Here is an 11629-nt window from a genome sequence, read left to right as displayed (position 1 = left end):
CAGGGGAGCACGTCACACTGTGTCAATCGGCGTCCAAACGGGACCCACTATCGGCGTGCAAAAGGGTACCACCTGTCGCGATGGCGTGGCCTTGATATGGGGCGCGGATTTCGCGCTGGCGCTGGCCTAGGGAGGGCGTAGCCCGACCGGAGGCAGCGCCAGCGCGAAGCAAATTTTTGTCGGGGTTTGGGGCCGGGTCAGTTGCGGTGTTTGAAGCGCCAGCTGTCGTTGCCGGTCTCGATGATATCGCAATGATGTGTGGTGCGGTCGAGCAGCGCGGTGGTCATTTTGGGGTCACCGAACACCGTGGGCCACTCGCCGAATGCCAGGTTGGTGGTGATGATCACCGAGGTCGTTTCGTAAAGCTTGCTCATCAGGTGGAACAAGAGCTGGCCGCCGGAACGGGCGAACGGCAGGTAACCCAGTTCATCGAGTACGACGAGTTCGATGCGGCTCAGCTGGGCAGCGAGAGCGCCGGCCTTGCCGATGCGCGCTTCATCCTCGAGCCGGGTGACCAGATCGACGGTGTTGAAGTAGCGGCCACGCGCGCCGGCGCGAACCACTTAGGAGGCAATGGCGATGGCGAGGTGCGTCTTGCCGGTTCCGGTGCCGCCGACCAGCACGATGTTGCGCCTGCCGGGCAGGAATGATCCGGCGTGCAACGCGCGGACCAGGTCCTCGTTGATCGGTGTGCCGTCGAACACGAAGGCATCGAGGTCCTTGATCACCGGCAGCTTGGCGGCGCTCATGCGGTAGCGGATCGAGGCGGCATGACGATGCGCGGCTTCGGCGCGCAACAGATCGGTGAGGATCTCTGGCGTGGTGCGCTGGCGTTGGATGCCGGTGGTCACCGCCTCGTCGAAGGCCCCCGCCATGCCCTTGAGACCCAGAGCCCGCATCGCATCGATCATCTCATGCCGCTGCATTGTGGCCTCGCACCGCTTCACCCTTCAACGTGTCATAGATCGCGCAATCGGCGCGGGGCGGATGCTTGAGCTTGAGATCGACCACGACACTCAGCGGCTGATTCGGTGGTGGTTCGCGGCGGCGCGGCAGGATGTTGAGGATCACTTCGTCGCTGGCAGCGCCGGTATCGAATGCTTCGTTGATCGCGGCCTCTACCGCGTCCAGTCCATCGGTGGATATGGCGGCCAGAACCCGCACAAACCGGCGATCGGCTTCGTCGCTGCTGCCCAGCTTGCGTCGCAATCGCGCCAGCGCAGGCGGCAGAACCCAGTCCTGGAATGGCGCGCCATTACGCAGTGCGCCCGGCTTGTGCACCAGCACCGGCAGATAGTGCCAGGGGTCGTAAATCGTGCGGTCGCGCCCGAAGTGGCGCGTGTCTTCGGCGACAACCTCGTCCCCCATCCGCACGACGATTCGGTCGGCATAGGCGCGCACCTGGACCGCGCACCGCGCCGCCTTGGCCATGACCGAATAGCGGTTGCGGTCAAAGCTGATCAGGCAGGTGCCGGTAACCGCATGGGTGGTCTCGTGGAAGCCGTCGAACGGCGCCAGCATCGGCTGCAGCGCGGGCCGCTCAGCCTCCAGCACCTGCGCAACGGTCATGTCCTTTTGCTCGGGGTGTGGGTGCATCGCCGCCCAGCGCAGGCACTCGGCCTCGAGCCACCCGTTCAGTTCCTCAACGCTGGCAAACTTCAGCGGGGGCTGGAAAAAGCGACCACGGATCGTCTGGACCTGGTTCTCGACCTGACCTTTCTCCCACCCGGCCGCTGGCGAACAAGCCGTGGGCTCGACCATGTAATGATTGGCCATGATCAGAAACCGGCGGTTGAACACCCGCTCCTTGCCGACGAACACCGTCGTCACCGCGGTCTTCATGTTGTCGTAGATGCCCCGCAGCGGCACCCCGCCAAAGACCGCAAATGCACGGGCATGCGCGTCGAACACTATCTCTTGCGTCTCGCGCGGATAGGCCCGGACATAGACCGCCCGCGACGCGCACAGCCGCATATGCGCCACCTTCACACGCATCGGCTTGCCGGCGATCTCCACGTCAGGCGCATTGATCGCCTTGCGCACAACCTTGCGCGACAGCCGCAAATCCCGCGCAATCTCACGGATCCCCTTGCCGCCCGCATGCTCGCGCCTGATCCGCACAACTGTCTCCACAACCAACATCCCGATCTCGCCACCTGGAAAACCAGATCGCTGCCTAAACCATCGGAATGGTGGTTCCCTTTTGGACGCCGATCACCCCGCTATCCGGGCCCTTTTTGCACGCCGATCCACATCCATGATCTGCTTCAGCGCGAAGGGTTCGGCGGCTCCTATGACGCTGTGCGGCGCTATGCCGCGCGCTGGAAGCGTGAGCGTCGCGCCGACGCCGGCGATATGGGGACGGTGTTCATCCCGCTGATGTACACATAACGTGCAGGTCGCCGGTGAATGTGCCGAATGCGCGCACAGGCCGATCGTCAGCATCGGGATTGACCGCTGCCATGTGCATAGTCGAGCCGATATCGATGGCCGCCGCACCGGGCACAACCATCGACAGATCACCGGCCTTCGCGGATTTTGATCTACTCATTCCACAGCTCCTCCAAAATGGGAGGGTATGGGCGATGCAAACCGTCATTTTCCTAACCGGGGTCGCCGGAATCCGGCGTCACCACTCTCAAGTGCGCAACTGCCCACGGGCCACGTTTTTTAACGGGGTATCATGCCACCAATAAGCGATCGGCCGCGACCGTTTTTTAGGATGTCGCGCTCCTCGGTCACCCGGGCCAGCTCGCGCTTCAGCTGGCGGATCTCGGCATCCTTGCCGGCATCGCCGGACACCTGCCGAGCCAACTGCCGCTTCCAAGCATACAGCGAATGCTGGCTGACGCCGAGCCGCTGCGAGACCTCTGAGACCGGATACCCGCGCTCGGTGATCTGGGCCACCGCATCACGCTTGAACTCATCACTGAAATTGGGCTTCCCTATCGTCGCCTCCTGTCCTCAAAATTAGGATCGAAAGCGTCCAGAAATCTAGGGGCTACTCACTTCACTGCCTAGCTGATGCCCTCGGACGACCGCTCGCCTTCCACTTGACGGTCGGTGATGCAGCAGACTGTAAGGCGTATGACGACCTCATCGGTCTGCCAGAGCGTGAACCGGTCGCGCTGCTTGCCGACAAAGGCTACGATGCTGACGCCATCCGTGCCGATCTTGCCGAACGACAGATCGAGGCCGTCATCCCCGGCAGATCAAACCGCTGTGTGAAATTTACCATGACCGCGTAATCTATAAGCAGCGGAACCGCATCGAACGCATGTTCGGCCATCTCAAGCTCAACCGCGCCATCGCTACCCGATATGACCAGCTCACCAACAGCTTCCTCGGCATCGTTCATATCGCCACCTCCAGATATTGGCTCAAATTTGTCCACGCCGCCTAGCCGACCAAGGGATTGGTCGGCGATGAGTTCGCTTTTTCGCCACGCCCATCACGGATTTGCTGGAAATCGAATCCGCCCAGGAGGCAATCCCGACGAGGTAGCCAGACAGGCTCGCCACCTTGATGGAAAACACCGCCCCACCAAACAGCAGCATGGTGGTCAGATATATGGCGATCATCGAGAAAAAGGCGACGTTCGACTTTTTGTCGCGGGTCATCGCGCCGCAATACAGGAAGATCCCGACAAACAGGCCCGAGAGGCCCATGTCCTTGATGAAATACAAGATCCCGGTGTCGTTCAGGCGGCCACTATCGATGTTCCCGATCATGACCTGCCAAATGCTGAACTCGCGAAGGCCGCCAAACGTCAACGACAGGCGCTGCAACGTATCGCCCAGATTGTCGCCCTTGGCCGCGAAATAGACCAGCCAAGCCGCGAACAATACACCCACCGGAGCGAGCCAGATCGCCGCAGAGGGCCATTTCAGGCGCGGCAAGAGAACCAGGCTGCTCAAGACAATCAGGCCAGAGGCCGCGCGCGAATCCGACAGGAGCGCGAGCAAAAGGCAAATGCCGATCGCGCCAAGGCGAAGCGCCAGACGCCCGTTGAACAGCGCCGCATAGTAGATGGCCATCAGAACGGAGAAATAGCCCAACGACAAGGGTTCCAGAAACGGCCCGGAAACGCGATGGTCGACAATCGAGAACACCGAACCGCCGCCTCGATAGGCCCCGGCGTAGAGACCATCGCGCAATGCGTCGTTGACGCCACCGTTGGCCACCCAGTCGCGGGTCGCCAGGAAGTATTCGCCAGGGTTGACAATGCGCGTGAAAATCGAGGGCGTGAGCACTTCCATGCCCACCACGAAGACCACCGCCGCCAACAGCCAATGCATCCATTCGGCCTGCACATGCCGCGCCGAACGGCCCAGCATGATATAGAGCGGAATGATCAGGAAGTCGTACAGCGCCTTGAGATCAAGGCCGTGGAAGCCAATCCCGATCACCAGCAACAGGGCCATGAACCCCAGGGTATATTGCTCTGCCGGCTTGAGCCTGATCGGGTTCACCAGGATCATCGAGCCAGCCAGCAAGGTGACGATGATCTGGATGATCACGACCTTGCCGTTGCTCATGCCAACGCCATTGGCATTGGCAATCGCCAGCAGCATGTTCAGGAAGATCGAGACAACCACCGCAAGATAGCAGCGCCACGCATGCTTTTCCGCCCTGGCTGCGGAAACCTCCGCCCTGGTTTTGCGACGCACGCCTGGCCGAAGCGGTGACCCCTGCCTGATCGCGTGAGGCATCGTGTTGCGCATAGGGCGTGTGGCTGCTGATTTCATCCGAACGAGTGTTCCGCGCGCTGTCGTCCGGCAAGGCACCGGCTATTGTTGCAGCGCCAATCATACCGACAGCAGGGCACATGAGGCAAGCACCAGTCAAAGCCCCAGGTTGTTTTGCAGCGTGCTACACCGTAAACGCATGAATCCATGGGCGTGGGGTGCAGCACTCGGCCCCGCTGCCCGGCCCATTGGCTGGGGCCTCGCCATGTCCCGGATTGTTGCGTTGCAGCGAAATTTGCGGCACAAGGCCCCACGATCTCTTTGCGACACTTCAAACCGGGGCAAGCGCCGTGACCATCGCCGTTGATCTTGTCCTGGCCACGCGCCCCAATGCCTCTACCGGCATCGAGCGCTATGCCATCAACCTGTTCGAAGCGCTGCGTCGCATCGCACCCGAAGCGATTGCCTTTGTCGATTCCCGTGCCGCCGTGCCCACCGGGCCGGGCGTGGTGCGGGTGCCGGGGGGCTTCCGCGGCTGGCTCACCCTGCCGCTCACCCGCGCCTGGCGCGAGGCGCGGATCAAGGCGGTGGTCTGCCCGGCCTTTCCGCCCAGCCCGCTGGTGCTCGCCACGCGCAAGCCGGTCGTGCGGATCATCCATGACGATTTCCCGTGGACGCGCGGCCAGGCGATGAACCTGCGCGGCCGCGCGCTGTTCCGCCATGCCGAAGCGTCGATGGCGCCGTTCTATGCCCAGGTGCTCGCCCCCACCGTGCTGATGGCCGACGGCCTGGCCACGATCCTGCGCCGCCCGGTGGGCGTGATCGGCAATGCCCCGGGGATCGACCTGGCACTCGCCCCGGCCCCGGCGCGCACGGCGCCCGGCGTGATCGCGGTGGGCACGGTGGAGCCACGCAAGAACTATGATGCCGTGCTGGCCCTGGCCGACAGCCTGGCCAGCGGCGGCGCGCCGTGGCCGGTGCGCGTCGTCGGCCGCAAGGGCTGGGGCGATATCGCCGAAAGCTGGGAAAGCCAGGTGGCCGCGCGCGCCGGGCGGCTGGAATGGCATGGCCACGCCAGCGATGCGGCGCTGCTCGCGCTCTATCAGTCCGCCACCTGCTTCGTCTCGATGTCGCTGGCCGAAGGGTTCAACATGCCGCTGGTGGAGGCGGGCAGCCTGGGCCTGCCGGTGGTGTGCAGCGATATCGCCATCCATCGCCAGGTCGCCCCGCCCTGGGCCAAATTCGTGCCGCTGACCATCGCCCCGGCAGACCTGGCCCGCGCGGTGGAAGAGGCGGCCAGCCACCCACCCGATGACGCGGCCGTGGCTACCTATCGCCATGCCTTCAGTTGGGACGGCATCGCGCAATCCCTGCTCGCGCGCCTGGCCGGCGCGGCGGCATGACCCCGACAGCCAGAAGATTTTCCAGAAACCTGGAAAGAGTGTAATTTCAGAGGACCGGACATTGTCGAAACTTGGACTCCTGACGCTGCCCCTCGTGGAAAATTACGGCGGCATCATCCAGTGCGCCTGCCTGGCCAGCTTCCTGCGCGAACAGGGCCACGAGGTGGTGCTGCTGCGGCGCGCGCCCGACAGGAGCCTGCCGATGCGCCTGGCGGTGCAGATGCTGGAAAAGCTGCCCGGCCAGAACATTCGCGGCTTTCGCCAGCGCGCCCGCGAACTGGCCCAGAACCAGGCCTTCATCGACGCCTTCGTCGGCCCGGCGTCCCCGCTGCTCTATTCCTCCGACGACATGGCGCGCTATGCCCGCAAGGCGCAGATCGCCGGCGTGGTTGTCGGCAGCGACCAGGTGTGGCGCATGCAATATGTGCCCAAGGGTGGCGAGGGTGACTATTTCCTGGCCTTTGCCGACGCTTCGATGAAGCGCGTGGCCTATGCCGCCTCGTTCGGGCACGACACCTGGAATTACCCCGAATTGACCGCGCAGGCCTCTGCCCTATTGCAGAAGTTCGACCACGTGGCGGTGCGCGAGAAATCCGGCGCGACGATCTGCCGCGATGTTTTCGGCCGCGATTCGGCTGTCCACGTTCTGGACCCGACCATGCTGGTCGATCCGGCGATCTATGAGCGCATGTCTCCGCCCGCGCCCGGTGATCAGGCGCCCTACCTCTACCGCTACATCCTCGACGATACGGCAGAGATCAGCGCGATCACCAAGCTGATCAAGGCCGCGTTGCCCGCGCAGACACAGGCGCGATCGACGATCCTGACCGATTCTTCTGAAAAACCCACGATCGAACGGTGGATCGCCAATCTGCGCTCGGCCGATTTCGTGATCACCGATTCGTTCCACGGCACAGTGTTCGCGATCATCTTCCGCAAGAACTTCGTCACCCTGGTCAACAACAACCGGGGCGCCGGGCGGTTCTATTCCCTGATGACCGAACTGGGCCTGGCCGACCGCATCCTGTCCACCGCCGAGCAGGACCGCGCCGCCACCCTTGTCGCCAATCCGATCGATTTCGATGCCGTGCATGACCGGATCGATCGCTGGCGCGAGATCTCACGGCAGTTCCTGCAACAGGCTCTGCGCTAGGCCGTAACCAACTTTTCGTCGTACGCGACGCTCTGGAGACTGCGATGAAGAAGATTGTGAAGAGCCTGCTCAACCCAGGTTCCCCCGCCTTTGAAAAGGTCAAGCACGCTAGGGACGTTGCCAAGAAGATTTTCTACGCGCCCGTTTTCAGGCTGCAATGCTACGCCTATGACTTCCGGATCGACCGCCATCACATGAACTGGAAGCGTTCGGGCTCCGATTACTGGCGCCTGAGTTCGGAACTGATCTTTTTCTACCACAAGCTGGAAAAGGGCATGTGCCTGCCGCCCACCACGCGCCGCTTTTTCGGCGAGGCCGCGCTCGACCAGACCATTGCCTTGATGCACGAATGGCAGGCCATAGGGCTCGACACCAATCTTCCGGTCTATCGCGCAACCCAGAGCGTCTTGCGTGCCTATCGCCACAACGCCGTGCCGCTGGCCAGCCAGCCCGCCGTGCATGACCGCCTGGTCGCGAAGATCGATCCCCTGATCATGGACGGTGCGGGCGAGGAATACGTCACGCCCATCCGGCCGCCCGCCATTCCGGACAGCGCCTTTGCCTCGCTCAAGGGACTGGCGCAGAGCCGGCGCAGCACACGCGATTTCGATATTACCCCGGTCGATTTCAAGATCGTCGAACAGGCCGTGGAAATCGCCCAGCTCGCCCCGAGCGCCTGCAACCGCCAGCCCTGGCACCTGCATTTCTACGACAAGCCCGACGACATCGCCAGGATGCTCAAGCTGCAAAACGGGAACACCGGTTTCGGGCAGACCATCCCGCTGCTGGCACTCGTGACGGCGGATCTGGGCGCCTTCTTCGATTCCAGCGAACGGATCGAGCCGGCACTCGATGGCGGCTTATTCCTCATGTCGTTCCTGCTGGCCCTGGAAGCGCAAGGCCTGGCCAGTTGCTGCTTGAATTTCTGCGTCGGGCCTAAGACAGACAAGATGGCGCACCGCATCGGCAATATCCCGGAACAGGAAAAGATTCTCACGTTCCTGGCCATCGGCCACCGGCGCGATGGTGCGATCACCCCGCTCTCGCCGCGGCGGCCGATCTCCGACGTCATCCGCGTCCACTGAAGCTGGTGGGGGGCGGTCACGCCTTGCGGCGCGCCCCCGCTTGTCAGTCGACCGGACCAAGCTTCCGGCGCAGGCCTGCCGAAGACAGCAGTTGGCCGATGCGCGTGGGGAACACCAGGTTGAGCAGCAGGCCATAGCTGGCCAGCGCCAGGCACGTCGAAATCGCCGCGATCTCGAGACGGGCCGTGTTCAGATTGCACAACCACAGCACGGCCTCGCCCACTGCGACGATCCCCAGGCCGACCATCGCCGGACCATTGGTGACCACATCCCGCGCCACGCGAATTTCCGGCGTCAGGCGCGCGACCACGAAAATCAGGATGCCGCCGCTCAGGTAGCAGCGGATGGCAAAGGCCACGCCTGCCGCAATCACGCCGAAATTGGCCCCCACCCAGATGAAGGCAACGTTCATCGTGGTCTGGATCACGTTGTTGATGAGCGCCAACTTGGGCCGCCCGATCGCGACCAAGAAGGTCTGCATCGGCACGACCACCGCAATCAGCGGCAGCGACGATAGCAGAATGGTGACCAGCAGGGCCAGGTGGGGCCACTTGTCCTTGAACACCAGGTCGACCAGATAGGGCCCGGCAAAGGCGGAAGCCACGAACGGCAACGAGGCAACCAGGCTTGTGATGCCACAGGCGCGCCACATCGCCTCCATCGTGCGCTGGCGGTCCCCCACCATGCGCGAGAAGATCGGCAGCAGCGTGTTGTTGATCGGGTTGAGGAACAGGCTCACCGCAAGATCCAGCACGGTGCGCGCCAGGCGGAACACGCCGGTCGCCGTAGGGCCGGCAATGAAGCCGACGATCACGTCCACCGAGCGGATGTTGATCTGGTTCATCGCCGAAAAGCCGAGCAGCGCGCCGGAAAAGCGGATCAGCTCTTTCATCGCGCCGAAGCCGGCCAGGCGCTGTGCCCGCCAGCCCGAGGCGGCAATGCTGATCGCGGTAGAAATCACCGGCGCCACGGTCACCTGCACCACGATGCTCCAGGCGCCAAAGCCGAGCACCGCCAGGGTGCAGCAGGCCACGCCGGCAATCGCCTGGCCGACCGTCTTGCGCACGGCGAGCACGCGATAGTTAAACGAGCGTTCCAGCAACCCCTCGGCCACCACGCCCACCCCGGCCGCCAGCGGCGCCAGCGCCGTGGGCAGGATCATCAGATATACCGCGTCATAGCCGGGCATCATGCGGAAGACGAAGGCCAGCGCGGCGATCGCCGCAGCTGCCAGCACGCCCAGCCACAGGAACAGGCTGAACGCCGTATCGAGAAAGGCCGGCGTGGCCTCTTCGCGCTGGATCACCAGTTGGTTGCCCGATTGCAGCGTCGCGGCCGTGACGATCGCCGGCGCAGTGGCCATCGCCGCCACGCCGAATTCGTGCGGGCCAAGGAACAGCGCCGCCGTCAGCATCACGACCGTCTGCGTGAACCGCTCGGCCAAGACCTGGAGCAACGACCAGGCCGCGCCCTTCATGGCAAGTTTCGAATAACTCATAGCGTGATCAGAACCGTCCAAAGCCTTGCCGGACCGTAATCGCACTGCATCGTTACTGCCCCTGCGCGAACGTGATCCTGCATCGGGTTACAGCCTATTTTGCGATGCAGCAAGAGTGTGCCTCCATTGGCAAGGCGGCGGCCGCGCTGCGTGTGTTTAACACGGCGGGGCGTTGGCAGGCTGCCTGGCAGTCTCGAAGCGCCGCCGCAAAGGGCATGGATTGCGCCGATTCCTCCCGGATCAAACCGAAAATCGGGCGCGGTCCAGGACATTGCCAGCCGGATGTCGCGGCTCGTGCTGCGCCATGCCGCATGCCACACAGCGCAACATGATAAATGCAGCATTCGCCAAAGCCGTGGCGCATTCGTATTCCCCAGCCATCCCAAACGCGATGCAGAGAGGGGTCGGCCGTCGTGCGGGGCCGCCTCCGAGGCTCTTATTTCGCTAATGCAGCAAAATTCTTGTCGGGAGAGGCTGGAAAGTGTTGGATGGCTATTGCCGCGAGCCGCTTGATCGGACATCGCGAATAGAGATTGATTCTGTCAGACGGGGATTGGCATGACCACTGAAATTCTTGCGCCTGCGCAGGCAACGACCGGCGACAGGGTCGCGATCTCGATCGTGATCTGCACCATCGAACGCTCCGGCCGCGAGGAGCGCCTTGCCGAAGTCATCCACAAGCTGCAGGCGCAGACCAATGTCGATCTCGAAGTCGTGCTGGTCTGGCAGGGCTTCGATCCGGCGCTGTTCCCGCGCTATGACGGCGTGACCACGGTGATCACCGATCTGTGCAGCTCGGCCGAATCCCGCAACATCGGCGCCGATCACACCCGCCATGGCCTGATCGCGTTCTATGACGACGATGTCTATCCGATCGAGCCCGACCAACTCTGGCGCACTGCCAAGATAATGCATGAACGCGGGCTCGATTTCATCGCCAGCAACATCCGCTCCGAGGGCGATGTGCAGTCGGCCGCCCCGATCACGCAAGACGTGATCTATGATTTCAACAACATGCTCAACAACCTGTGGGAACCGGGCCTGATGGTGAAGCGCGAGGCCTTTGCCGCCACGCGCTTTGATTCCACGCTCGGTATCGGTTGCATCCATGGATCGAGCGAAGGCATGGACTTTGGCTACCGCCTGCTCAAGGCGGGTTACAAGGGGCAGCGCGTAGCCATGCTGTTCATCGATCATCCGCCGCTCGACAGCAATGTCGACGTGAATATCGAGCGCTATTTCTTCTACTCTCTCGGCAATGGCTCGGCCCTGCTCCAGCATGGCTATCGCTATGTCTATGCGCGCGCGATCTTCCGGGCATCGGCGCGCGTCGTGGTATCGCTGCTCACCGGCAATACGCCGCGCGCCAAGGCGGCGTTCGTGCGCGTGCTGTGCCTGATGGCTGGCCCCTTCCTGCCGCGCCGCAATGCCCGCCTCCTGCCGCGCAACCATATCAAGGCACCGGCTTACGTCTTGCCGCCGGTGGCAGAGCAAGCCTGAACCACTCCCCAGGGCTAAACGAATGGGCCGGCACCCACCACGGTGCCGGCCCTTTTTGCGTGCCGTCGTTGACGAACCAAGTCGATCAGGTCAGATCGGCTCATGCCGAGCCTGAATTAATCGCCAGGAGAGAACGGCTTGGGGTGACGGCGCGAATTCTACAGCGATCCCTCGCCCCAATCGGTCGGAAGGTCGAGATCGGCCTGGGCACACCAGGTAAGGCGTCCCCTTTTGTACTCATCGCTCCCGGTAAGTTTGGTATGGACGATGCGCATGGCGAGCATCGGGGCTTGGAGCCCATC

At 63.1% G+C, this 11629-nt stretch carries 10 protein-coding genes and 2 pseudogenes; 7 read left to right on the top strand and 5 right to left on the bottom strand.

All coding sequences use genetic code 11. From position 1 onward, the window contains the following. Window positions 1-197: 197 nt before the first annotated feature. Window positions 198-926: pseudogene (gene istB / locus IP65_RS19835) on the bottom strand (IS21-like element helper ATPase IstB). Next, a complete protein-coding gene (gene istA, locus IP65_RS19830; protein WP_054132777.1) occupies window positions 913-2142 on the bottom strand; it encodes an IS21 family transposase in 1230 nt (409 codons plus the stop codon). Before istA ends, istB begins: the two are co-directional and overlap by 14 nt. On the opposite strand from istA, the gene IP65_RS21095 reads away from it, so the two are divergent. After that, window positions 2101-2391 carry a hypothetical protein gene (locus IP65_RS21095; RefSeq protein WP_082350278.1) on the top strand — a complete coding sequence of 97 codons (291 nt, stop codon included), beginning with the start codon at window positions 2101-2103 and terminating at the stop codon, window positions 2389-2391. The two genes, istA and IP65_RS21095, sit on opposite strands and share 42 nt — an antisense overlap. A 315-nt stretch (window positions 2392-2706) precedes the next feature. On the opposite strand, the pseudogene IP65_RS19825 reads toward IP65_RS21095, so the two are convergent. After that, window positions 2707-2949 (bottom strand): annotated as a pseudogene (locus IP65_RS19825) (transposase); the annotation flags it as partial. A gap of 20 nt (window positions 2950-2969) precedes the next feature. On the opposite strand from IP65_RS19825, the gene IP65_RS22270 reads away from it, so the two are divergent. Further along, window positions 2970-3248, top strand: a complete 279-nt coding sequence (locus tag IP65_RS22270; protein ID WP_197279304.1) for a transposase — start codon at window positions 2970-2972, stop codon at window positions 3246-3248. A 29-nt stretch (window positions 3249-3277) separates the two neighbouring features. Beyond that, the gene (locus IP65_RS22265; RefSeq protein WP_369801320.1) at window positions 3278-3403 is read left to right on the top strand and encodes a hypothetical protein; all 126 of its coding nucleotides are present in this window, start codon (window positions 3278-3280) and stop codon (window positions 3401-3403) included. Here IP65_RS22265 and IP65_RS19815 read toward each other — a convergent pair. Beyond that, the gene (locus IP65_RS19815) at window positions 3381-4748 is read right to left on the bottom strand and encodes a hypothetical protein (protein WP_197279302.1); all 1368 of its coding nucleotides are present in this window, start codon (window positions 4746-4748) and stop codon (window positions 3381-3383) included. The genes IP65_RS22265 and IP65_RS19815 overlap by 23 nt on opposite strands. A gap of 290 nt (window positions 4749-5038) precedes the next feature. On the opposite strand from IP65_RS19815, the gene IP65_RS19810 reads away from it, so the two are divergent. From IP65_RS19810 to IP65_RS19800, 3 genes are all read left to right on the top strand, one after another. Then, on the top strand, window positions 5039-6091 hold the full coding sequence (locus IP65_RS19810) for a glycosyltransferase (protein WP_054132773.1): 1053 nt from the start codon (window positions 5039-5041) through the stop codon (window positions 6089-6091). Window positions 6092-6152: 61 nt separating this feature from the next. Then, window positions 6153-7244 (top strand): polysaccharide pyruvyl transferase family protein, encoded by a 1092-nt coding sequence (locus IP65_RS19805; RefSeq protein ID WP_197279301.1) that lies wholly within the window; start codon window positions 6153-6155, stop codon window positions 7242-7244. Between the two features lie 44 nt (window positions 7245-7288). Then, on the top strand, window positions 7289-8329 hold the full coding sequence (locus tag IP65_RS19800) for a nitroreductase family protein (protein ID WP_054132771.1): 1041 nt from the start codon (window positions 7289-7291) through the stop codon (window positions 8327-8329). Between the two features lie 43 nt (window positions 8330-8372). On the opposite strand, the gene IP65_RS19795 is transcribed toward IP65_RS19800, so the two are convergent. Further along, on the bottom strand, window positions 8373-9827 hold the full coding sequence (locus IP65_RS19795) for an oligosaccharide flippase family protein (RefSeq protein ID WP_082350275.1): 1455 nt from the start codon (window positions 9825-9827) through the stop codon (window positions 8373-8375). A gap of 558 nt (window positions 9828-10385) precedes the next feature. Here IP65_RS19795 and IP65_RS19790 point away from each other — a divergent pair. Continuing rightward, on the top strand, window positions 10386-11327 hold the full coding sequence (locus tag IP65_RS19790) for a glycosyltransferase family 2 protein (protein WP_054132769.1): 942 nt from the start codon (window positions 10386-10388) through the stop codon (window positions 11325-11327). The last annotated feature ends 302 nt before the right edge of the window (window positions 11328-11629 follow it).

It is taken from the genome of Novosphingobium sp. AAP1, from assembly GCF_001295765.1.
Taxonomy (GTDB): Bacteria; Pseudomonadota; Alphaproteobacteria; order Sphingomonadales; family Sphingomonadaceae; genus Novosphingobium; species Novosphingobium capsulatum.
The sequence above is the reverse complement of the archived record's forward strand: the minus strand, read 5'-3'. Positions and strand labels throughout refer to the sequence as shown.

What these genes read in the sequence shown, in the direction of transcription:
- IP65_RS21095 (WP_082350278.1), top strand. Translation starts at nt 2,101, where the DNA reads ATGCTCGCGCCTGATCCGCACAACTGTCTCCACAACCAACATCCCGAT.
- istA (WP_054132777.1), bottom strand. Translation starts at nt 2,142, where the DNA reads ATGTTGGTTGTGGAGACAGTTGTGCGGATCAGGCGCGAGCATGCGGGC.
- IP65_RS22265 (WP_369801320.1), top strand. Translation starts at nt 3,278, where the DNA reads ATGTTCGGCCATCTCAAGCTCAACCGCGCCATCGCTACCCGATATGAC.
- IP65_RS19815 (WP_197279302.1), bottom strand. Translation starts at nt 4,748, where the DNA reads ATGAAATCAGCAGCCACACGCCCTATGCGCAACACGATGCCTCACGCG.
- IP65_RS19800 (WP_054132771.1), top strand. Translation starts at nt 7,289, where the DNA reads ATGAAGAAGATTGTGAAGAGCCTGCTCAACCCAGGTTCCCCCGCCTTT.
- IP65_RS19795 (WP_082350275.1), bottom strand. Translation starts at nt 9,827, where the DNA reads ATGAGTTATTCGAAACTTGCCATGAAGGGCGCGGCCTGGTCGTTGCTC.
- IP65_RS19790 (WP_054132769.1), top strand. Translation starts at nt 10,386, where the DNA reads ATGACCACTGAAATTCTTGCGCCTGCGCAGGCAACGACCGGCGACAGG.